The sequence below is a fragment of the Lampropedia aestuarii genome, assembly GCF_004803635.1.
In the GTDB taxonomy this organism is placed as follows: domain Bacteria; phylum Pseudomonadota; class Gammaproteobacteria; order Burkholderiales; family Burkholderiaceae_C; genus Lampropedia; species Lampropedia aestuarii.
In genome coordinates this window covers 99,422-120,481 of the sequence record NZ_SSWX01000008.1, presented here as the reverse complement: position 1 = coordinate 120,481, position 21,060 = coordinate 99,422, and the positions used below count along the sequence as shown (strand labels likewise).

Below are 21,060 nucleotides of genomic sequence, written 5' to 3'. Positions count from 1 at the left end.
AGTGGCTTGTGCGGCGCACCTTGAATCGACCAGGGTTTTATAGATAGTTCTCAGCCTCCTATTTCAGTTTTAATAGGAGCCCATATGAACGCAAAACGTTACCCCGAAGAATTCAGGATTGAAGCAGTCAAGCAAATTCTTGAACATGGCCACAGCGTGGGCGATGTTTCACGTCGATTGGCGTGAGCACCCACAGCCTCTACAAGTGGATCAAGCTGCAGCAAGTGCCCGCAGCATAGCGGCACGCGCAGGTCGGCCAAAGCGAGGAGTTGCGCCGTTTAAAAGCCGAGCTCAAACGGGTCACCGAAGAGAGGAATATCTTAAAAAAGGCGGCCTTGGATTCAACCGGTCAAGGTAACGCCTTTTAAAAAGATCTCTGCAGGGGTTTCGTAGCCCAATGTTTTTCGTGGCCTAGGTGTTTGATCCCAGGTTTTGATGGTTCAATATATTTTCTTGAACAGAAGGAAGCGCGCTGAGGGCTTTTTTGTACTATGGGCCGGTGCGTCTGGTTCAGTGCGCCGCAGCCGTACGTTTACCTGCCCAGACCCAAATAATCGCCCCGGCGGCAATCATCGGAATACACAGCCACTGGCCCATGCTCATGCCAAGCGACAGCAGGCCGAGGAAGTCGTCGGGCTCGCGGAAGAACTCGGCAATAAAGCGCAATGCGCCATAGCCCATCAGGAAAACGGCAGCTACACGGCCCTGTGCATGCTCCTTGCGGGCATACATCCATACGAGGATGAACAGCAAAACCCCTTCGAGCAAGAACTGGTAGATTTGCGAAGGATGGCGCGCCAGCATGCTGCCGCTTTGCGGAAATACCATGCCCCAGGGCAAATCCGGCGGGGCAAAACGGCCCCACAACTCGCCGTTGATGAAGTTGCCAATGCGCCCAGCCGCAAAGCCCAGTGGTACGCAGGGTGCGACAAAATCGGCTACCTGCCAGAATGGGCGCTTGCGCGTGACGCAAAACCAGATCATCGCAACAATCGAGCCAATCAAGGCGCCATGAAAGGCCATGCCGCCTTTGTTGATCATCACGATCTCCAAAGGATTGGCAAAGTAGTAGCCTGGCTTGTAGAACAGCACATAGCCCAGCCGCCCGCCGACAATAATGCAGATCACGCCAATGAACAGCAAGTCTTCAACGTCGCGCTTATTCCAAATGCCTTGCGCCGTTAAGCGGTCGTAGGGCGGGTGCTTGAGCCGTTGGCGGCCCAAAATCACAAAGAGGATGAAGCCAACCAAGTAAGTCAGCCCATACCAGTGGACGGCCAATGGCCCGATTTGCAGGGCAATCGGGTTGATTTCAGGATACATCAACATGTCTAGCCAGCCTGTTCTTTCAAGTCAAACAATCCAATGCAAGGGCCGTCCATCACCATTATTGAGGCTCGTAGCCTAAATCATCGATGATGCGCGCCCAGGTTTTGCTGTAGGACGCCTCGGCGTCTTGCAGCTGTTGGTGGTCCATGTACTCCACGGTCATGCCCCAGTCTTCGAGCTGCTTGCGCACTTCCGGCACTTGCAGCACTTTTTGCGTGGCTTGCTCCCATTGGGCAATTTTCTCGGCGCTGATGCCTTTGGGGGCAAAAAAGCCATAAAAAGGCGCTTGCTCAAAACCAGCCACACCAATTTCGGCAAAGGTCGGCACATCGGGCACGATCGGCTGGCGTTTGTCGCCCAGCACGTTCAGAATGCGCACGCGGCCTGCTTTGTGCAGCTCGATCAATTCAGGCAAGGTCGCAAAACCGGCCTGGATTTGCGCGCCCATCAGGTCGGCCAGCATCGGGCCGCTGCCGCGGTAAGGCACGGTTTCAATATCGAGTTCGTATTGTTTATCCAGCGATTTGGCAATGAACTCCAGCGTGGAGGCCGGCGCTGGCACACCAATGGCACGCATCGGCGCGCTTTTCTGCTCTTTCACCCAGGCCACGTATTCGTCGAAGGTCTTCGCCGGATGCGAGGCGGTGACGGCAAAGGCATTGACGAAGTTCGCCACGCCAGCGACGGCCTGGAAATCTTTCTCGGTGTCAAAACCGGGTGTTTTGACCACTTTAGGCACGATGGTCACTGTGTGGTCGTGGCTGAGGAAGACGGTATTGCCATCGGGCGCAGCCGCCTTCAGGTTTTGTGCGGCAATTTGCCCGCCAGCGCCAGGGCGGTTGTCAACCACCATAGTGGCTCCCAGCTCTTTTTGCATATGCACTGCGAGCAAACGCGCCAAAGCATCGGAGCCGCCGCCTGGTGGAAAACCCACCAGCACATAAATGGGGCGCGCCGATTGTGCCAGCGCGGCCGGCCAATGGGCAACCGCTGCTGTTGCGGCTGCCGCTTGCAAACTGACGCCAAGCCATTGGCGGCGATTGAATGTGGTCATGAACAGTCTCCTTGGATATTGTGAGTTGACGCAGCAGGCATGGGCTTGCAGGAGCGGTCAAGATCCGGGGTGGCCGGGATTCGAACGTGCGTGCTGCGAGGGCCATTATCATGACAGAAGAACCAGGCCTGCCGCGCTTTGAAATCCCTAAGATCGTAAACACGTTCTTAAAAATAGGCCTTGGCCACAGATCGGCTGCAAAATCCATGTTCGCTGGACTGCGTCAGTGCTATTTGCGGCCCTTGCCACCGCCGAACAGCCCACCGAGCACGCCTCTGAGCAGCTCACGCCCCATGCGGTTGGCTTGGGTGCGCACGGTGGACTTGAGCACCGATTGCACCAAGCCGTCTTTTTTGCCGCCGCGTGGGCCGGTGCTGCCAAACAAAAAGTCATTGACCATACCGCCCACGCCGCTGTTGGCCTGAGCGGCTGCTTCGGCTTGTGCCATGGTTTCTTGCGCGCGTTGTGCCAGCACCTCATAGGCCGACTCCCGGTCGACCGTGGCCTCATACACGCCCGCGACCAGCGACTGCTGCAGCAAGGCCTGGCGCTGGGCATCGTCAATTGGGCCAATCTGGCTGCCTGGCGGCACCACAAAAACCCGCTCGGTGATGCCGGGGCTGCCTTTGGCATCCAGCAAGCTCACCAACGCCTCACCGACGGCCAGCTCAGTAATCGCCTGCTCAATATTCAGGCCCGCTTTAGGCCGCATGGTCTGGGCCGTGGCTTTGACGGCTTTTTGGTCTCGTGGGGTAAAGGCGCGCAGCGCATGCTGCACACGGTTGCCCAGCTGCGCCAGCACTGTGTCGGGAATATCAGTGGGGTTTTGCGTCACAAAGAATACGCCCACGCCTTTAGAGCGAATCAGACGCACAACCAGTTCAATGCGCTCGAGCAAGGCCTTGGGTGCGTCGTTGAACAGCAGGTGCGCTTCGTCAAAAAAGAACACCAGCTTGGGTTTTTCTGGGTCGCCAATCTCGGGCAAGTGTTCAAACAATTCCGACAACATCCACAGCAGGAAGGTCGCATACAGGCGCGGGGCATTCATCAGCTGGTCGGCCGCCAGAATATTGATGTAGCCGTGGCCCTTGGCATCGGTTTGCATGAAGTCGGCGATATCGAGCATCGGTTCGCCAAAAAACTGGTCGCCGCCTTCTTGCTCAATTTGCAGCAAGGCGCGCTGAATCGCGCCGACACTGGCGGCGCTGATATTGCCGTAACTGGTGCGGTACTCGGACGCGTGGTCGGCCACATGCTGCAGCATGGCGCGCAAGTCCTTCATGTCCAGAATCAGCAAGCCGCTGTCATCGGCGACCTTGAAGACAATATTGAGAATGCCGCTTTGGGTTTCGTTCAAACCCATCATGCGCGCCAGCAGCAGTGGGCCCATGTCAGAGACCGTGGCGCGCACCGGATGGCCTTTTTTGCCAAACACATCCCAGAGCATGGTCGGTGCGGCAAAGGGCTCGGGCGCCTCAATGCCACGCCCGGCCAGGATGCCGGCCATCTTTTCACCGATGCTGCCCGTTTGGCTAATGCCAGCGAGATCGCCTTTCACATCGGCCAAGAACACGGGTACGCCCAGGCGCGAGAACTGCTCGGCCATGGCTTGCAATGTCACGGTTTTTCCGGTGCCGGTGGCGCCTGTTATCAAACCATGGCGATTGGCCAGCGCTGGTAGCAGCAGGCAATCGATGTCGGCATTTTTGGCAATTAATAGGGGTTCGGTCATGCAGAGGCCCTAGGTGTAAAAGCAGAGATGCCATGATTCTATGAGAGCTGCATGCCCGCTGTTTGACAATCGCGGTTTGGCGGTGTGCGAACACCGCGCCCTCAGAGCCTGTTCACCATCTCAGCGCAGTTGCGCAAGGCACAAAAAAGACGCAGTGCGAGACGCCGGTTGCAGCGCATACGCCCGTATGGGCAAAACGGCCAACGCCAGCGACTGCGCCGCGGCATGAATGCTGGTATAACCAGCCAGAGCGCCGCTTGAGCGTATGGAGATGAGCCATGATCCGCCCCGATTCTTTTGTCTACCCCGCAATTGCCCCCGCTGAGCCCGACGCGGCTGTGACTTTGCTGGTGGTGCGCGATACTGCGCAAGGCCTGCAGGTGCTGCTCTCGCGCCGCAACGCCCAAGCCCGCTTTGTGCCCAACGCCTATGTGTTTCCAGGCGGTCGCTTGGAGCCCGATGATGCGCTGCTGGCGCAGCAGGCCACGCAGGCAGCTGGCCAGACGCCCCAGCAAGCACAACTGGCCGCGGCGGCGCTGCGCGAGTGTTATGAAGAGCTGGGTTTGCTATTGGCGCGCGATGCGCAAGGCCAGATGCCCACTGGAGCCATGCTTGCCGCTGCCGGTATGCAGCGCCACGCGCCATTGGCAGCGCAGTTGCAGGCTCAGGGCTGGCAGCTGGCGCTGGAAGCGGTGTTGCCCTTTGCGCATTGGACCACCGACCGTGACTACCCGCGCCGCTTTGATGTTCCGTTTTTGATTGCGCGAGCACCGGCTGAGCAAGATGCCCAAGCCGATGGGTTTGAGCAATTCGATGCTTTGTGGATCAGCCCGCAAGACGCCTTGCAGCAACACCAGCAAGGCCAATTGCTGCTGGTCTATCCAACGATTCGCACTTTGGAGCGTTTGGCGGATTTTGCAAACACCGAGGCCGTATTGCAGGCTTGCCAGCAGGGCCCGGTCATGCCGCCCAGCTGCCCACGCGTGGGTTTGAAAAACGGCGCAGAAATCCGCTTGATGGAACATGAGCCCGGTTTTGGTGAACTGCATATGGTTTGCCCCAGCGGCGAGCCAGGCCATGAGCTGGCCTGGCAGCATGAACGTGCCGTGCCCTTGCTGCGCCATATTCAGCGCCTGACGGCACCGAATGCCGGCATCATGACCGGCCCTGGCACGAACACCTACTTGATTGGCGAGCCTGCGACCGGCTATGTGGTGATGGACCCAGGTCCTGCCGATGCGGCGCATTTGCAGCGCATTGTCGCGCTGACTGGTGGGGACATACGCCACATTGTTTGCACGCACTCACACCCAGACCATTCACCGGGCGCTGCGCCCTTGCAGCAGCTGGTGGTCGACACAGGCAGAGCCGCCCCCCGTATTGCCGGCATGGCATCGGGCCCGTTTGCCCGCGCTGACAGTTATTTTCGCCCTGAGCAAACGCTGCGGACCGGTGATACTGTGGTGCTCAGCGGCGTGCGCGCCAATGGGGAGTCCATTGGCCACACACTGCAAGCGGTGCACACGCCAGGCCATGCAGCCAACCACCTGTGCTTTGTTCTGCAAGAGGACGGCTTGCTGTTCAGCGGCGACCATATCTTGGGAGGCACGACCACCGTGGTGATTCCACCAGACGGTGGCATGCAGGACTTTTTAGATTCGCTCGACCGGCTGGCGGCACTGTGCAAAGAGTGGCAGATCGAATTTATCTTGCCTGCACACGGCCATGTTTTGGACCAGGCTGGTAGCGTGATCGCCCAGTTGAAGGCGCACCGCCTCAAGCGCGAAGTCAAAGTGCTGCAGGCGATAGAGCAAGTGCCCAATGGGGCGCTGGACGACTGGTTGGCGCTGGCCTATGCCGATACCCCGCAAGCATTGTGGCCAGTGGCGCGCCTGTCGCTGCTGGCGCATGTGCAGCGTTTGGCGGCCCTGCATCCGCAGCTGGGTTTGCAGGCCATTGCGATGCCTGAAGTGGCATTGGCGCCGCATTAACCCCCGTCTTTGGAAGGCCATCGCTGCAGCTATGGACGGCAAGGGCAATCCAACGGATTGCCTGAGAACGTAAACACGTTCTGAGAGCCCAGACTACGACAAGCTGTGTTGCAAAGCTTGCCTGGGCAGGCAAAGGGTTTATACGGATTTTGGGCATCAAGACAGGCCATTTCTTTGTTTTTTTGCCCTTGCACCAGGGCAATTGGCATCGTATTTGTGTGCTTGCTGGTAATCTCGCGCCTCGTGCGTGTTTATTGCCACCCCACCATCAGGAGTTTGCCGACCATGCCTAGCCGTCTTCGACCTCTCGCCCCTGCACTGCTTGCAGGCCTTAGCGCATTGTGTGCTGCCCAGTTTGCACATGCAGCGGACCAGGTGAAGATTGGCCTGCTCAGTACCTTGTCAGGGCCAGGCGCAGCCTTGGGGGTGGACACGCGCGATGGCTTCAATTTGGCCGTTAAACAGAACAACGGCATGCTCGGCGGTATCAAAGCCGAGGTGATTGTCGTGGACGACCAGCAAAACCCCGATGCGGCCAAACAAACCACGGACCGCCTGCTCAAGCGCGACAAGGTCGATTTCATGACCGGTGTGGTGTTCTCCAACATCATGCTGGCCGTTGCGCCGCCCGTGTTTGCCAATAAAACCTACTACATCAGCTCCAACGCCGGGCCATCGCAATTGGCCGGTGCGCAGTGCAATCCGTACTTTTTCAGCGCTTCTTACCAAAACGACAACCTGCACGAAGCGGTGGGACAAACCGTGCAAGACCGTGGCTTCAAAAAAGTCGCCTTGTTGGCACCGAACTACCCAGCAGGCAAAGATGCATTGGCCGGATTTAAGCGCTTCTACAAAGGCGAGGTGGTGCTGGAGACCTACACACCACTGCAGCAACTGGACTATGGTGCAGAGCTATCGCAAATGCGTGCCTCGGGCGCTGATGCGGTCTATATCTTCCTGCCCGGTGGCCTGGGTGTGAACTTTATCAAGCAGTTCAACGGCGCGGGCCTTGGTCAGGACATGACGTTGTTTGGCCCAGGCTTTTCAGCCGATGAAGACGTGATCAGCGCCGTCGGCGAGCCGATGGTGGGCATGTTCAACTCCTCGTTGTGGGCGCACGACTTGGACAATGCCGCCAACAAACGCTTTGTCGCGGATTTCCAAAAGGAATACGGCCGCCTGCCAACGCTGTATGCGGCGCAAGGCTATGACGCAGCCCAGCTGATTGGCTCTGCCGTGCAGGCGGTCGGCGGTGATATGAAGGACAAAGAAGCGATTGGCAAGGCCTTGCAAGCGGCGCAATTCGACTCGGTGCGTGGCCCATTCACATTCAATACCAACCATTATCCGATCCAAAACTACTACCTGCGCGAAGTGGTCAAGGGCGCCGATGGCAAGGTGACGAACAAGCTCATTGGCACGGTGTTTGAGAACCATGCCGATGCTTATGTGGGCGAATGCAAGATGTAATGCCTGTCGCTGGCCAGTGCAGCGGATGCTGCCAGCCAGCGTGACTTCCCACTAGATGCTTGCTTGGTGCGGCACCTTGCACCCATTCTCTGATGAATACGATCTTGATTTTGGAGCAATTGCTCAACGGCTTGCAGTTTGGGCTGATGCTGTTTTTGCTCGCCGCTGGTCTGACCCTGGTGTTTGGCATCATGGATTTGATCAATCTGGCCCACGGCTCGCTCTACATGCTGGGGGCTTACCTGATCGCGACGATTGCGGCGGCTTCGGGCTCGTTTTGGCTTGGTCTGGCAGCTGGGACTGCCGCGACTGCGGTGCTGGGCCTGGTGCTGGAAAAAACCACCATCCAGCGTTTCTACAAGCGCGACCACCTGTCCCAAGTGATGGGCACATTTGCGATTTTGCTGATGGCCAATGAGGCCGTGCGCATGATTTGGGGCCCGCAGCCGTTGCAGCTGTCACCACCTGATGCCTTGGCGGGGCCGGTGGAGCTATGGCCCGGCTTTTTCTACTCGGCCTACCGTTTGTTCATCATTGCGATGGGCTTGCTGGTGGCGGCTGTGCTGTATGTGTTGATCACACGCACCCGCATTGGCATGCAAGTGCGCGCTGGCGCATCGAACCGCGAGATGGCGCTGGCCATGGGCGCGAATGTACGCTGGTTATTCAGCGGTTTGTTTGTGTTTGGCGCCGTGCTGTGTGCGCTCGCTGGGGGCTTGTTGGGGCCGCTCCTGTCGGTGCAAGTGGGCATGGGCGAGAGCATTTTGATTTTGGCTTTTGTCGTCGTGGTGATTGGCGGCATTGGCTCGATCCGTGGCGCTTTGCTAGGCGCCTTGCTGGTGGGGCTGGTCGATACCGCCGGGCGCACCTTGATCCCGGTGCTGTTTCGTCAACTGATGGCGCCAGACATTGCTGCCAGTGCTGGGCCGGCAGTGGCCTCGATTCTGATTTATGTGCTGATGGCGGCAGTATTGTTCTTCAAGCCCAGTGGTTTGTTTCCGGCCCGAGGTTAAGCGATGCCAGCTCTTCCATCTGCGAGTATTTTGGACCACCGATTGCAGCCCGTGCCAGCGCTGCTGGTGCTGGCCGCGCTGGCGGCCTTGCCATCGCTGTTTGAGGCCACTGACTACGACTTCTACACAGGCGTGGCCAGCCGCATGCTGATTTTTGCGCTGGCCGCAACCAGCCTGAATCTGGTGTTGGGCTTTGGTGGCATGGTCAGTTTTGGCCATGCCGCCTTTATCGGCATGGGTGCTTACACGGTGGGCATTTTGATGCAGTCGGGCAGTACCTCGGCCTGGCTGAGCTGGCCGCTGGCGATGCTGGTTGGGGCGCTGTGCGCTGCAGTGATTGGCGCGATCAGCCTGCGCACGCGTGGTGTGTACTTCATCATGATCACCCTGGCATTTGCGCAAATGCTGTTTTATCTGATGGTCTCGCTCAAGCCTTACGGCGGGGAGGACGGCATGTCGTTGATGCAGCGCTCCGACTTGGGTCTGGGCCTGGATTTATCCAACGACAGCCATTTTTATTACGTGGTGTTGGCCGTATTTGCGCTGGTGTTTTGGGCCGTCGCACGCCTGCTCAATGCCCGGTTTGGCCATGTGCTGCAAGGCATTCGTGAAAACGAAACGCGCATGCGCGCGCTGGGCTTTGCGGTCTACCGTTACCAGTTGGTGGCGTTTACCTTGTCTGGTGCGATTGCCGCCTTGGCCGGGGCACTGCTGGCTAACCAGTCCAGTTACGTCAGCCCGGCGGCGATGCAGTGGAGCCAGTCTGGCATGCTGCTGATCATGGTGATTTTGGGCGGTGTCGGCTATTTGTATGGTGGCTTGCTGGGGGCCGTGGCCTTTTTGCTGATGGAGGAGGTGCTGATTGGCTACACCATCCATTGGCAGCTGTATTTGGGGGCGGTGCTGCTGTTGGTGGTGCTGGTTGCGCCCAATGGCTTGCTGAGTCTGCCGCGCACACTGCGCCGCTGTGCGCGCGCGCGCAGGGCTGCACCAGCGCAGGAGAAGCCATGAACACACAGGCACAGGCGCCACTGCTCGACGTTGTCGACCTGGTCAAGCAGTTTGGTGGTTTGGCGGCCACCAACCATGCCAATTTGCGGGTTGCGCAAGGTGAGCTGCATGCGTTGATAGGCCCCAATGGTGCAGGCAAAACGACCTTGATCCACCAGCTCTCGGGTGCTTTGGCACCGACTGCGGGGCGGATTCTGTTTCAGGGCCAGGACATCACGGCCATGCCCATGCATCAGCGCGTGCATGCGGGGCTGGCACGTTCCTACCAGATCACCAGTATTTTTCAGCGCCTGACGGTACAAGACAATTTGGCGCTGGCGCTGCAAAGCCGCCTGGGGAGTAGCATGCGGTTTTTTCGCCCAGCCAGAGCCGAGCGCAGGCGCTATGAGCAGGCCGATGCGCTGGCTGCGCAAGTCGGACTGGCCGCACGCCTGCAGCACACCGCTGGTGCGCTGTCGCACGGTGAGCAACGACAGTTGGAGGTCGGCATGGTGCTGGCTTTGCAGCCGCAGCTGATGCTGCTCGATGAGCCATTGGCCGGCATGGGTGCTGAAGAGTCCGAACGCATGGTGCAATTGCTGTTAGCGCTCAAAACTACGAGCACCGTGCTGCTGGTCGAACACGACATGGATGCGGTGTTCCGGCTGGCCGACCGGGTTTCGGTGCTGGTTGCTGGCAGTGTGATTGCGACGGGTACGCCCGAATCCATCCGCGCCGATGCGCAAGTGCGCCAGGCTTATCTGGGCGATGAGGGCAGTGCGGCCATGGCAGCAGCCGCTTCAACAGGAGTGGCACGATGAGCACCTTGCTCGAAGTCTCCCAACTCGAAACCGCTTACGGTCACAGCCAAGTGCTGTTTGGCATGCAGTTGCAGATCGCCTCTGGCGAAGTGGCCACCTTGCTAGGACGCAATGGCATGGGCAAGACCACCACGGTGCGTTCAGTGCTGGGCTTGACGCCAGCGCGCAGCGGCCAGATTCGCTTTCGCGGTGAGCGCATTGAGCAGCTCAGCCCGGACCGCATTGCCCGCATGGGCATGGCCGTTGTGCCCGAAGGGCGGCAGATCTTCCCGAATCTGAGTGTGCGCGAAAACTTGCAGGCCTTTGCTGCCAAACGCAACCAGCATGCCCAGCCCTGGACGCTGGAGCGGGTCTACGCCTTGTTTCCGCGCCTGCAAGAGCGCCACCGCCATATGGGCAACCAACTCTCAGGTGGCGAGCAGCAAATGCTGGCGATTGGCAGGGCTTTGATGACCAACCCGTATTTGCTGATCTTAGATGAAGCCACTGAAGGCTTGGCACCGCTGATTCGCGAAGAAATTTGGCACTGCCTGGCGGCCTTGCGGGCGCAGGGCCAAACCATTTTGGTGATCGACAAATACGTGCAGCGCCTGATCGCCTTGGCCGATCAGCACACTCTGATTGAGCGCGGCCAAGTCGTTTGGCAAGGCCCGAGTGAGGCATTGGCGAGCCAGCCTGAGCTATGGCAGCGTTATATTGGTGTGTGATAAATCCTTAGAGCCTGTTCAAAGTCTCGACGCAGTCGCGCAAGGCACAAAAAAGAGGCAGGGCAAGGCGCCTGTTGCAGTTCATACGTCTGTATGAACAAAACGGGCAACGCCGCAATGCGCTTTTTTGTGCCTTGCCCTTCGGGTTGGAGTCCAAAAGGCACGCTGCTTTGTTAAAAATCCTCGCCGGGCAGCTAGCCCGACTGCGGTTTTTGCCGCGCATCGTATCCTTTTGGGCTCCAACGCGGTCTGCGTGGAGACTTTGAACAGGCTCTTACCACGCCACAATCTACCTACTTCTATGCGCACGTTATACCAACAGTTCACAACCCAGGCGGAGATCGACGCGGCCTACAACCCGTCATTGGGCTTGGATTCACAAGCCATCATGGCCCATTTTCATCAGCAGGCTGAGCGGGCCCGCAACACACTCGACTATTTGCCCAAGATCTCTTATGGGCCTACGCTGGATGAGACATTGGATATTTTTCCGGCCGAGCAAGCTGGCGCGCCGGTGCTGGTGTTTATCCACGGTGGCTATTGGCGCTCGCTCAGTGCCGCCGATTTCAGCGGTATTGCATTGGGCCCACGCGCTTTGGGGATGACGGTGGTGTCGATTGATTACTCGCTGTGCCCCAAAGTCGGCATTGATGAGATCACGCGTCAAGCGCGTGCGGCAGTGGCCTGGGTGCTGCGCCATATTGAGAAGTACAACGGCGATCCCAAGCGCGTCAGCATTGCTGGGCATTCGGCCGGTGGGCATTTGGCGGCGATGTGCTTGCAAACCGACTGGGTGGGCGAATACGGTTTGCCAGCCCAGCCCTTGCGAGCCGGTTTATTGGTCAGCGGTTTGTTTGATATTGCGCCCTTGCGCTACAGCTATTTGCAGCCGATGCTGCAGTTGAGTGACGGTGTGATCCGCCGCAACTCACCGATGTTTGGCTGCCAGCATTCGCCGGCGCAGGTGCTGCTGACCTGGGGCGGGCGTGAAAGCGCGGAGTTTGAGCGCCAGTCCACCGATTTTTTGCAGCAATGGCAAGAGGCGGGTAACTCCGGTGCCTTGCTGCGCCAAGCCGAGGCAGACCATTTCACGGCCCTGCACGGCTTTGAGCGCAGCGACAGTGCGCTGTGTGAGTGGCTCAGCCAGCAGGCTTGAACACTGGCTAAGTGCTTGTTCATATTCTCGATGCAGCCGCGTTGAAGCCCAAAAGACAAGGCACAAAAAAGCGCATTGTGGCGTTGCCCGCTTTGCTCATACAGACGTATGGGCTGCAGCAGGCGCCTTAGATTGCCACTTTTTTGTGCCTTAGATAATGAAAGACTCTTAGAAGCGGCGGCGCGTCTGCATTGCCACCATACCCAGCAATGCTGCCAGCAAAGCCAAGGCCCAGACATTCAGCGATGGCACAGGCACGGCTGCTGCTGGGACCACTACAGGAGGCGTTTGCGTGATCGATGTTTGGCGCAGCACGATGCTGTAGAGGCCGGCAGCGGTGTCTGCTTCGTTGATTTTGATGCTGTAGCTTTGGCCTTTAGCGACACTGAATTCACGCTGGTACTGGTCTTGGCCAATGTCTTCCTGGCCCGCTGCACCATCCACAGTCAGGGCAGGAATGAAGTTGCCTTTGCCATCAACCGTCACAGCAACCGTGCCGTGGTCCACGGCAGTGAATACATACGTAGGCTCAGGCAGGCCAGTGTCTTGCGCCAGACCATAGAGTTTGATGTTCAGTGGCAAATTGATGGTCGTGCGCTCGGCAGGTGCCGTGTTGTTGATTTCATCCATCAACGCGACCCAAGCCTCTTGCGATTCAGCATTTTCCAGCGTGGCATAAGAGCCACCGGTTGCGAGAGTCGCGGCGATGATATTGTCCATCGGCTCAGCCACTTTTAAGGCAATGCCTTCGCCTGCGCGGCCCACTGGGGCTTTTTTGATCGACAGAGGCACTAGATGCCCCAAGTTGAAGACGATGTTGTTTTGGCCGGCATTTTGAATCGCCGGAACCACATCCGAGCCAGCATCTTCCATGTCAGTCAGTGCATAAATGCGCGGCGTGTTGGCATCGATTGCAGGCAGCGGATTAGGAGTGGGGCGCACGCCCTGAATCATCGCCACACTGTGGTTAATCGCCAAGCCAATTTCGGTGCCGCCGTATGAGTCGATGCTGTTGAAGTTCAGCCCGTTGGGATCGGCAAAGTGAGAGATCACGCGCACGTTGGAGTCGAAGTCAATCGCGGCGACCGACATCAGCTTGCCTGTCTCATTGCCGGTGCGAATCCGGTCATTGCGCGCGGCCATATTGCCCAGCATCGCATTACCAGCGCTAACGCGCAGTCTGTTTGGATCGGTGTTCAAATTGCTGCCTGAGCTGTCGACCGCAATCACGCTATAGCGTTGGTCGGTTGCCAGTTTGAACTCTTCGGCATTGCTGTAGTAAGGGCCAGTGGATATACCGGCTGCACCCACGCCAGTGGCCGTGCCTTTGATCATGACCACCAGTGTGTGTTCTGCCTGGTAGGGCAGCTGGGTTGCGGCCTGAACCAGCGCCTCGGCCTGGGCTTTGGGCATTTGGTAGGTGTAGCGCTTGCCTGTCGGGCTCAGCGTGATAGTGTCGGTTTTGTAGACCAGTGTATCCATTGCTTGGTTGTAGAACAGGATCTCAAATTGGTCCAGACCCGGCATCGTGCCGGTTTTATGCTGCTCCCAAACCAGCTCAACTGGTTGAGTGTCCAGGTTGCGCAAGGCTGGGTTGCCGATGTCTTTGAACGGGTCGCTATTATTGGTTTGGTTGATATTGGCCGCAATGCCAAACTCGGCAAAAACGGAGCCGACTTGAATGGCTTTTTTCAATGCAGCTGAATCTATTTGGCCCACGCTGTCCAAATCGCCAATGGGTTTGCCCACGTAGTAGCGATAGAACTCGCGGTGAAAGTCCGAGATACCATCGAGCTGCTTGCCCGCAATCGTTTGTGACATCAGACCGGCCATGGGTACGGTGATTGCGTCTTTGCAGTATTTGGAGCAGGTTGCGCGCACATTGTCTTCATTGACCGCATCGGTCAAATCCCACAGCAGGCGGCCTACGCCAATCTCGCTGTCCTCGCCAAACATATTGGTGTAGGAGAACACAGCGCCGGCATTGTCTTCCAAGTCGTATTCAAAGACCGCATTGGTGGAGGTCACATCACGATATTTGGTATCGCCAACTAACGGTATTTTTCCTTTGTAGCTGCTGTACTGCCAAAATGCCACGCCAAACCATGTGCCATAGGCTTCATTCATCGCCAGACGGTTGGCTTTTTGCTTGTTGTGGAATGTGGCTGTGTTGCTTGCGTAATCGTATTGGTTTTCACCGTTGTGAGGGCCGCCGACTGAAATGATCGAGTTGTTTTGGTCGGCCACAGCGTGACCGTATTCATGGCTGAACACATCCCAATCAAAGAAATTGCCGCCGCCCAAGACGATTTGAGGCACTGAAGTCCAAGGAATTGGAATGCCTAACCACTCCATATTCGGGCTGGTGTAATAAGCAAAGTCAATCGTTGGCGCACCGCCATCTCTGCTGAGCGCATTGGTCAGTACAAAATCCAATTGAGGCGCCGCCATGCCTGTAAAACCTTGGGCATTGCTGGCCATGTCGTACATTGCTTGGAAGGCGGCCCAGGAGTTGGCAAATGGGGCGCTGATGCCATTGGTGATGTCTGTTCTGATGTCAATCGTAGCGGCTTGGTCGTATTGCACCACCAGTGGGGCATCGCCATCGTTCTGGTCAGAGACCAGGACTTTGAAGCTGCTGTGCGTGGCGCCGATTTTGACGCGGTACTTGAGGTTGTTGACCGGTGAGGTGAAGGTGAATTGGCCATTGGCATCTAATACGCCTTTAGCAAATACGCCATCATCAAAGAGGCCAATTTCATCGATGTTGATGATCTCAATTGGTGCGCCATGCAAAGGCAAAAATGTCGCTTGTGTGGCATCGGTCGGCCATTGCACAGTGACAGTCACTCGCTCGCCAGCAGCGGGGGTGCTGGCACCTGCTTTGGAGATGTTTTCAAGGCCGGTGAGTTGGCGAATGTCTTGCAGCAGGCGTTGCTTTTCGCTTTGCTTGAGTGCGTTGAGTGCGTTTTGCTCATTCGCGCTTAAAAAGCGCTCAGCGGGCTCGGCTTCGGCGTTCACCGGCACGGTTTTGCTGCGAATGGCTTTGGCTTCTCGGGCCTGCGCTTGCAGTTGCTTGTACTCGGCATTGCTTTGCAGGTTGTGGCGCACGATGGAGTTGATCAGATCTGCGCCTTCCCAGTCGTAGAACACCTGGCCATTAACGAACAGAATATGCATCGTATTGCGGCGTTCAAACTGCGCGGCTTCGGTGAGCACAGCGACCGTGTACCAGCCTTCTTTGAGCAGGCGAGGTGTGGCCGTGACTGTGGCCTGCGCATCAGAGGTTTGAATCGTGACCGCAGGAATGCTCAAGCCACTGGTGTCTTGGTGGTTGGCCTCTGTGACCTCAAAACGGATCTGGCCTGTTGTGCTGTCTTTGAGGTTGAAGAGTTGCAGCTCAAAAGCGAAGTCTTTGGCAGGCAGGCCTGCTTGCTCATTGGGTGTATCAACCCAAACCAAGGGTTCTTTGGGAATGTCTATGCTGGAGGCCTGGGCCAAACCCATACTCAGCAGCAAGCAGGCCATGAATAGCCTACCAAGCAGTGTTAACGCGCGCATTGCTTCTCTCTCCATGTGATTATTGTCAGCGGATCCAGTGTTTGACACAGGCACGGATCCTTCTCTTTGGGTCTCAAGCATCAGACATGGCGATGAGCCCTATGTTGCGGCGTATTCATTGCTTGTCTTTAGTGTGCAGATGACAACGCAAGGGGGGTAGAGGCCGCAGCAAGCAAATGATTGTAATTAGTAGTTATCTACAGGTTAACAGTAGTTAACTCTATAAATGTTCTTATTGCATGTTTGTGTTACGTAGCCCAAATAATACTCATGATTGAAAACAATAAGTTGCAAAAAAACATTTGCAAAAATGGAACTTATTAATTTTTTTGCGGTTGACCATGCAGATGGTGAGCAGGCTGTTGGGTCAATGCAGGCCACACCGTATGGCGCTGAAACGGCCGTGCTTACCAGAAGATAAGGCTTGATGGCCGTCGCTGGGGTGTGCGCTCGCCTAGCTGTTCGAGCACTAGCAAGGTCTGGCCGTTGCAATCAGAGCCTGTTCATAATCTCCGCGCAGCCGCGTTGAAGCCCAAGGCACCAAAAAATGCATTACTGCGTTGCTTCTTTTTGTGCCTTGGCGACTGCGTGGAGATTATGAACAGGCTCTTAGCGGTGCTGCGCAAGGTTTGCACCTGTGAGGGGTGCAGGCATGTTGTATGCGCTTGGCAAGAGCTGGCCTGCAGCCGCCATCTTGGCGGGTTTAACACTCATATGCAGGCTGCAGGCTCTAAGTTGCCTGTTGTGGCTAAGGCATGTTGCTTTAAGTGCGTGGTTTGACCAGGCTGGCCGCTTCTTTGGCGCGTGTGCGGGCCAGCTCCAAATCAGCATCCCAGGCCAGTGCCACGCCCATGCGGCGTTTGGCGAAGCTTTCGGGCTTGCCGAACAGGCGCACACTGGTTTGTGGCACCGATAGCGCTTGCGCCAGGCCTTCAAACACGATGTCTTTGGCATCGACGCCGCCGTAAATCACCGCACTGGCGCCAGGCGACTTCAAGGCGGTGTTGATTGGCAGGCCCAGAATGGCACGGGCATGCAGCTCGAATTCGCTTTGCCATTGGGTGGTCAGGGTGACCATGCCGGTGTCGTGTGGGCGCGGGCTGACTTCGCTGAACCAGACCGCATCGCCTTTGACGAACAATTCCACGCCAAACAGGCCTTGGCCGCCAAGGTTGTCGGTCACCGCTTTGGCAATGCGTTGGGCTTCTGCCAAGGCCGTAGCGGTCATCGGGTGCGGTTGCCAGCTTTCAACGTAGTCGCCGTTTTTTTGGATATGGCCAATTGGGGCACAGAACTGGGTGTCGATGCTGCCCGCAGCGTCTTTGCTGCGCACGGTCAGCAAGGTGATCTCATAATCGAAATCGATAAAGCCTTCAACGATCACGCGGCCGTGGCTGACTCGCCCGCCGGCCATCGCATAGTCCCAGGCGTGGGTGACATCGGCGGCCGAGTCGATCTTGCTTTGGCCTTTGCCGGAGCTGCTCATCACGGGCTTGACGATGCAGGGGTAGCCAATTGCGGCTTGCCCATCCGTGCCGTCAATCGCCGCCTGCAGTTCTGCTTGTGAATTGCAAAAACGGTACGGGCTGGTTGGCAGGCCCAGGGTTTCAGCAGCCAGGCGGCGAATGCCTTCGCGGTCCATTGTCAGGCGCGCTGCGCGGGCTGTCGGGATCACACGCACCAGGCCTTCGGCTTCGAGCTTCTCCAGCTCTTGCGTGGCAATCGCTTCGATCTCAGGCACGACCAGCATCGGTTTCTCGGCTTCGATCAGTGCACGCAAAGCGGCTGAATCGCTCATCGTGATGGTGCGTGCGTGGTGGGCTACTTGCTGCGCAGGGGCATTGTCGTAGCGGTCGACCGCAATCGTCTCAACGCCCAGGCGTTGCAGTTCAATCACGACTTCTTTGCCAAGTTCGCCGCTGCCTAACAGCATGACGCGGGTGGCGTTGGGGCCGAGTGGGGTGCCGATGGTGCTCATGGTCAGTGAAAGAGGTAGAGGATGGAATCAGTGGCGCTTGTGAGGCGCGCGCAGTGCTAAGCCCAGCCCAGCCCGGCATAGGCCAGGAGTCGGGCTGTTGCGGTGCTAGAACGTAAGCAGGCTCTTAAGCTGTGGGCGTGCTTGTTGGTGGACCGACTTCAGGCTGCTTAAGGCCTTTAGGCAGTGGGAAGCGAATGGTTTCTTGCACACCATCCATTTTTCGTACTGATAAGGCACCTAGTTCGCGCAAACGGCTGATCACGCCTTCAACCAGCACCTCAGGGGCTGAGGCGCCGGCGGTCAGGCCCACGGTTTGCGCGTTCTCAAACCATTCTGGTTGCAGTTCGCTGGCGTCATCGACCATGTAGCCGGGCGTGCCCAGCTGTTCAGCCAGGTCACGCAAGCGGTTGCTGTTGGAGCTGGTCGGGCTGCCCACGACAATCACGACATCGACTTGCGAGCTCAATTGTTTGACTGCGTCTTGGCGATTTTGCGTTGCATAACAAATGTCTTGTTGCTTGGGCTGTCGAATTTGAGGAAAGCGCGCCTTGATGGCTGCAGTGATGGCTGCTGCATCGTCGACAGACAGGGTCGTTTGTGTGACGACGGCAAGGCGCTCAGTTTGGCTGGGCGCTACTGTGGCAACATCGTTCACGTCTTCGACTAGATGGATGCCGTCAGTGAGCTGGCCCATCGTGCCTTCGACCTCAGGATGGCCTTTGTGGCCGATCATGATGAACTCATAGCCTTCTTTGGCCAGCTTGGCCACTTCGACGTGGACCTTGGTCACCAGCGGGCAAGTCGCATCAAAGATCTGAAAGCCGCGCGCCTTGGCTTCGTTTTGGATGGCTTTGCTTACGCCGTGGGCACTGAACACCAAAGTGGCGCCAGCAGGGACATCGGCCAGCTCTTCAATGAAGATTGCGCCCTTTTCTTTGAGCTCGTTGACCACATGGGTGTTGTGCACGATTTCGTGGCGCACATAGATTGGCGCGCCAAATTTCTCCAGCGCACGTTCGACAATGTCAATGGCGCGGTCCACGCCGGCGCAAAAGCCGCGTGGCTCGGCAAGCAAAATCTCGCGGGCCCCCATCTCACAAGACTCCAATGAGTTGTACCTCAAAGGTGACCGGGTGGCCAGCCAATGGGTGGTTGAAGTCAAACAGCACGGCGCCGTCATCGCGCACCTGTAGCACGGTGCCAGCGTAGCCACCGTCGCCAGTGGGTGTAGGGAACTGCACGACATCGCCCAACGTGTATGCTTCGTCAGGGTCGCCCAGTTCATTGAGCAGCTTGCGTGCTACCCATTGCTGCATGTCGGGGTTTTTTTCGCCAAACGCTTCACCCGCTGGCACCTCGTAGGTCGTGCGTTCGCCCTCTTGCATGCCAATCAGGCGGTTCTCCAAGGCGGTGGAGAGCTCGCCATTGCCTAGGGTCAAGGTCGAGGGCTGGCCATCAAAGGTGTTGATGATGTCCCCTGCAGGGCCAGCTAGGCGGTAGTGCAAGGTCAGGAATGCGCCAGGTTGCACAACGGCAGTTGCGTTGGAAGATGCGGGGGCGTTGGAGGGCATTTGGGCCGACATGGAATGGGGTTCTCTCGCTTTGAATACACTGAGGGCAGAGCAGGCTTGGGGAGGCTCTACAAAAACCTCGCCGCAGAGATGGGCGCGGCGGATCGTTTGAGACCGCGCTCGGATCGAGCGCAGGGTGTTGTGCCGAGCATCTCCAGATAGCGTGCATTGTACTTTTGCTGTTGGTCTTTGCCCTGATCTTAACTGCGGTGCCCCGCTAGCCTTTATGTCTTTCAAAGATTTGCCTGCCGATGCGCGCCCGCGCGAGAAGCTGCTCAATCGCGGGGCTGCGGCATTGTCTGATACGGAATTGCTGGCGATTGTGCTGCGCACAGGCACTGCTGGGCGCAGTGTGATGCATTTGGCCGCTGATTTATTGGCGCTGCCAAAGAATGGCCGCGCTGCTGAGCGCAAGCCCTCTGAGTCCGTGCCTGTGGGTGAAGGCACGGTGCAAGGCTTTGGTGGATTGGCAGGCTTGCTGCGAGCGAGCAGTGCCGATTTGTCCCAGATTAAGGGCCTGGGGCCTGCCAAACGGGCCGAGCTGCTGGCGATCATGGAATTGGCCAAGCGCGCATTGGCACAGCAGCTGATGCAGCCGCAGGCCATGCAGTCACCAGCGCTGGTGCGGCAATACATTCAGGCCCAGCTGGGACATAAACGCCATGAGGTTTTTGCGGTATTGTTGCTCGACAGCCAATTGCGCATGATTGCCTTTGAGGAGCTGTTTCGCGGGACCTTGTCGCAAACCAGCGTGTATCCTCGTGAGATAGCGTTGCGTGTGCTGCAATTGCACGCACATAGCGTGATTTTGGCGCACAACCACCCCAGCGGCATGCTTGAGCCTTCGAATGCGGATTTGGCGCTGACGCGCCATGTTCAGCAGGTGCTGGCGTTATTGGATGTGCAGGTGCTTGACCATGTGATTGTGGCGCAAGGCGGCAGTGTGTCTTTGTCAGAAAGAGGCTTGATGTGAGTAAGCCATTGCAGGGGATGCGTGTGCACGCGCTCTCCGATCTCAAACAGGTCGCGCAGGTGCTGAAAATGCAGCGCGAAGCCCTGCAACTTCGCCAGGCGCAAGAGCAGGCCAGGCGCGAGGCGATTGAGCGCGAACGCCATTTGTTTCGCCATGAGGTGGGCGCGGTGACGCCATTGAATGTCACGCCGCGCGCAGTGGTTGCGCGCGCGCCTGTGCTGCCGCTGCCGCTGCAGCTGGAGATTGACGAGCAGCGCGCGCTGTACGAGTCGATTAGCGATGATTTCGATGTCACCACCTTGATGGACACCGACGAGGCGCTGAGCTACCGCCAGCCGGGCGTGGCGCCTGAGGTGGCGCGCAAGCTGCGCCTGGGCCATTGGAGTATCCAGGCCAGCTTGGATATGCATGGCTTGCGCTTGGATGAGGCGCGTGAAGCGCTGGGGCAATTTGTGCGCAACTGCCACAAAAAGGGCATTCGCTGCGTACGTATCATCCATGGCAAAGGCCACGGCTCGCCTGGACGGGTGCCGATTTTGAAGGTGCGGGTGCAGCGTTGGTTGGTGCAAAAACAAGAGGTGCTGGCTTTTGTGCAAGCCAAGGCCAGCGACGGTGGTGCTGGCGCGGTGGTGGTACTTCTCGATCGTGCCCATAGACGCTGAGATAGTCGCCGTGCTACAATAGTTGGGTTTTGCCAAATAGCGGCCAGCGTAT

General features: G+C 57.7%; 16 protein-coding genes and 1 pseudogene. 10 read left to right on the top strand and 7 right to left on the bottom strand.

All coding sequences use genetic code 11. The features are described 5' to 3' along the window. Window positions 1–84 precede the first annotated feature (84 nt). Window positions 85–329 (top strand): annotated as a pseudogene (locus E8K88_RS07930) (transposase); the annotation flags it as partial. Window positions 330–510: 181 nt separating this feature from the next. Here E8K88_RS07930 and lgt read toward each other — a convergent pair. The 3 genes from lgt to E8K88_RS07915 all read right to left on the bottom strand — a co-directional run bounded on the left by lgt (window position 511) and on the right by E8K88_RS07915 (window position 4,115). Continuing rightward, on the bottom strand, window positions 511–1,329 hold the full coding sequence (lgt, locus tag E8K88_RS07925; RefSeq protein WP_136406122.1) for a prolipoprotein diacylglyceryl transferase: 819 nt from the start codon (window positions 1,327–1,329) through the stop codon (window positions 511–513). A gap of 58 nt (window positions 1,330–1,387) precedes the next feature. Beyond that, complete coding sequence (locus E8K88_RS07920) at window positions 1,388–2,383, bottom strand: Bug family tripartite tricarboxylate transporter substrate binding protein (protein ID WP_136406121.1); 996 nt, start codon at window positions 2,381–2,383, stop codon at window positions 1,388–1,390. A 229-nt stretch (window positions 2,384–2,612) separates the two neighbouring features. Then, a complete protein-coding gene (locus tag E8K88_RS07915; RefSeq protein ID WP_136406120.1) occupies window positions 2,613–4,115 on the bottom strand; it encodes a helicase HerA-like domain-containing protein in 1,503 nt (500 codons plus the stop codon). Window positions 4,116–4,393: 278 nt separating this feature from the next. Between E8K88_RS07915 and E8K88_RS07910 the strand changes: the two genes are divergently transcribed. The 7 genes from E8K88_RS07910 to E8K88_RS07880 all read left to right on the top strand — a co-directional run bounded on the left by E8K88_RS07910 (window position 4,394) and on the right by E8K88_RS07880 (window position 12,263). Beyond that, window positions 4,394–6,106 (top strand): MBL fold metallo-hydrolase, encoded by a 1,713-nt coding sequence (locus tag E8K88_RS07910; protein WP_136406119.1) that lies wholly within the window; start codon window positions 4,394–4,396, stop codon window positions 6,104–6,106. Between the two features lie 285 nt (window positions 6,107–6,391). Further along, entirely contained in the window at window positions 6,392–7,576 is a 1,185-nt protein-coding gene (locus E8K88_RS07905) for an ABC transporter substrate-binding protein (RefSeq protein ID WP_136406118.1), read from the top strand. A 92-nt stretch (window positions 7,577–7,668) separates the two neighbouring features. Further along, window positions 7,669–8,589, top strand: a complete 921-nt coding sequence (locus E8K88_RS07900; RefSeq protein WP_136406117.1) for a branched-chain amino acid ABC transporter permease — start codon at window positions 7,669–7,671, stop codon at window positions 8,587–8,589. Between the two features lie 3 nt (window positions 8,590–8,592). Further along, window positions 8,593–9,600 carry a branched-chain amino acid ABC transporter permease gene (locus E8K88_RS07895; RefSeq protein ID WP_136406116.1) on the top strand — a complete coding sequence of 336 codons (1,008 nt, stop codon included), beginning with the start codon at window positions 8,593–8,595 and terminating at the stop codon, window positions 9,598–9,600. Beyond that, the gene (locus E8K88_RS07890; protein WP_136406115.1) at window positions 9,597–10,400 is read left to right on the top strand and encodes an ABC transporter ATP-binding protein; all 804 of its coding nucleotides are present in this window, start codon (window positions 9,597–9,599) and stop codon (window positions 10,398–10,400) included. Before E8K88_RS07895 ends, E8K88_RS07890 begins: the two co-directional genes overlap by 4 nt. Next, window positions 10,397–11,107 carry an ABC transporter ATP-binding protein gene (locus E8K88_RS07885; RefSeq protein ID WP_136406114.1) on the top strand — a complete coding sequence of 237 codons (711 nt, stop codon included), beginning with the start codon at window positions 10,397–10,399 and terminating at the stop codon, window positions 11,105–11,107. Before E8K88_RS07890 ends, E8K88_RS07885 begins: the two co-directional genes overlap by 4 nt. Before the next feature lie 301 nt (window positions 11,108–11,408). Further along, window positions 11,409–12,263 carry an alpha/beta hydrolase gene (locus E8K88_RS07880; RefSeq protein WP_136406113.1) on the top strand — a complete coding sequence of 285 codons (855 nt, stop codon included), beginning with the start codon at window positions 11,409–11,411 and terminating at the stop codon, window positions 12,261–12,263. Between the two features lie 168 nt (window positions 12,264–12,431). On the opposite strand, the gene E8K88_RS07875 is transcribed toward E8K88_RS07880, so the two are convergent. The 4 genes from E8K88_RS07875 to E8K88_RS07860 all read right to left on the bottom strand — a co-directional run bounded on the left by E8K88_RS07875 (window position 12,432) and on the right by E8K88_RS07860 (window position 19,373). Next, the gene (locus tag E8K88_RS07875) at window positions 12,432–15,824 is read right to left on the bottom strand and encodes a vWA domain-containing protein (RefSeq protein ID WP_168797277.1); all 3,393 of its coding nucleotides are present in this window, start codon (window positions 15,822–15,824) and stop codon (window positions 12,432–12,434) included. Between the two features lie 763 nt (window positions 15,825–16,587). Continuing rightward, window positions 16,588–17,802: a formate-dependent phosphoribosylglycinamide formyltransferase gene (gene purT / locus E8K88_RS07870; protein ID WP_136406111.1), complete on the bottom strand. Its 1,215-nt coding sequence runs from the start codon at window positions 17,800–17,802 to the stop codon at window positions 16,588–16,590. A gap of 124 nt (window positions 17,803–17,926) precedes the next feature. After that, window positions 17,927–18,895 carry a 4-hydroxy-3-methylbut-2-enyl diphosphate reductase gene (gene ispH / locus E8K88_RS07865; protein WP_136406110.1) on the bottom strand — a complete coding sequence of 323 codons (969 nt, stop codon included), beginning with the start codon at window positions 18,893–18,895 and terminating at the stop codon, window positions 17,927–17,929. A gap of 1 nt (window position 18,896) precedes the next feature. Next, window positions 18,897–19,373, bottom strand: a complete 477-nt coding sequence (locus E8K88_RS07860) for an FKBP-type peptidyl-prolyl cis-trans isomerase (RefSeq protein WP_136406170.1) — start codon at window positions 19,371–19,373, stop codon at window positions 18,897–18,899. A 226-nt stretch (window positions 19,374–19,599) separates the two neighbouring features. Here E8K88_RS07860 and radC point away from each other — a divergent pair, with 226 nt between their 5' ends. Together radC and E8K88_RS07850 are read left to right on the top strand one after the other, a co-directional pair. Beyond that, window positions 19,600–20,346, top strand: coding sequence for a RadC family protein (radC, locus tag E8K88_RS07855; protein ID WP_136406109.1), 747 nt, complete (start codon window positions 19,600–19,602; stop codon window positions 20,344–20,346). Between the two features lie 17 nt (window positions 20,347–20,363). Then, window positions 20,364–21,008 (top strand): Smr/MutS family protein, encoded by a 645-nt coding sequence (locus E8K88_RS07850; protein ID WP_136406169.1) that lies wholly within the window; start codon window positions 20,364–20,366, stop codon window positions 21,006–21,008. Window positions 21,009–21,060: the final 52 nt, after the last annotated feature.

Excerpts from the sequence above, each read along its gene's own strand:
- ispH (WP_136406110.1), bottom strand. The coding sequence starts at position 18,895 with ATGGGGGCCCGCGAGATTTTGCTTGCCGAGCCACGCGGCTTTTGCGCC.
- E8K88_RS07850 (WP_136406169.1), top strand. The coding sequence starts at position 20,364 with ATGCGTGTGCACGCGCTCTCCGATCTCAAACAGGTCGCGCAGGTGCTG.
- E8K88_RS07875 (WP_168797277.1), bottom strand. The coding sequence starts at position 15,824 with ATGCGCGCGTTAACACTGCTTGGTAGGCTATTCATGGCCTGCTTGCTG.
- E8K88_RS07905 (WP_136406118.1), top strand. The coding sequence starts at position 6,392 with ATGCCTAGCCGTCTTCGACCTCTCGCCCCTGCACTGCTTGCAGGCCTT.
- radC (WP_136406109.1), top strand. The coding sequence starts at position 19,600 with ATGTCTTTCAAAGATTTGCCTGCCGATGCGCGCCCGCGCGAGAAGCTG.
- E8K88_RS07895 (WP_136406116.1), top strand. The coding sequence starts at position 8,593 with ATGCCAGCTCTTCCATCTGCGAGTATTTTGGACCACCGATTGCAGCCC.
- E8K88_RS07880 (WP_136406113.1), top strand. The coding sequence starts at position 11,409 with ATGCGCACGTTATACCAACAGTTCACAACCCAGGCGGAGATCGACGCG.
- E8K88_RS07890 (WP_136406115.1), top strand. The coding sequence starts at position 9,597 with ATGAACACACAGGCACAGGCGCCACTGCTCGACGTTGTCGACCTGGTC.
- E8K88_RS07915 (WP_136406120.1), bottom strand. The coding sequence starts at position 4,115 with ATGACCGAACCCCTATTAATTGCCAAAAATGCCGACATCGATTGCCTG.
- E8K88_RS07900 (WP_136406117.1), top strand. The coding sequence starts at position 7,669 with ATGAATACGATCTTGATTTTGGAGCAATTGCTCAACGGCTTGCAGTTT.
- lgt (WP_136406122.1), bottom strand. The coding sequence starts at position 1,329 with ATGTTGATGTATCCTGAAATCAACCCGATTGCCCTGCAAATCGGGCCA.
- E8K88_RS07860 (WP_136406170.1), bottom strand. The coding sequence starts at position 19,373 with ATGCCCTCCAACGCCCCCGCATCTTCCAACGCAACTGCCGTTGTGCAA.
- E8K88_RS07910 (WP_136406119.1), top strand. The coding sequence starts at position 4,394 with ATGATCCGCCCCGATTCTTTTGTCTACCCCGCAATTGCCCCCGCTGAG.
- E8K88_RS07885 (WP_136406114.1), top strand. The coding sequence starts at position 10,397 with ATGAGCACCTTGCTCGAAGTCTCCCAACTCGAAACCGCTTACGGTCAC.
- E8K88_RS07920 (WP_136406121.1), bottom strand. The coding sequence starts at position 2,383 with ATGACCACATTCAATCGCCGCCAATGGCTTGGCGTCAGTTTGCAAGCG.
- purT (WP_136406111.1), bottom strand. The coding sequence starts at position 17,802 with ATGAGCACCATCGGCACCCCACTCGGCCCCAACGCCACCCGCGTCATG.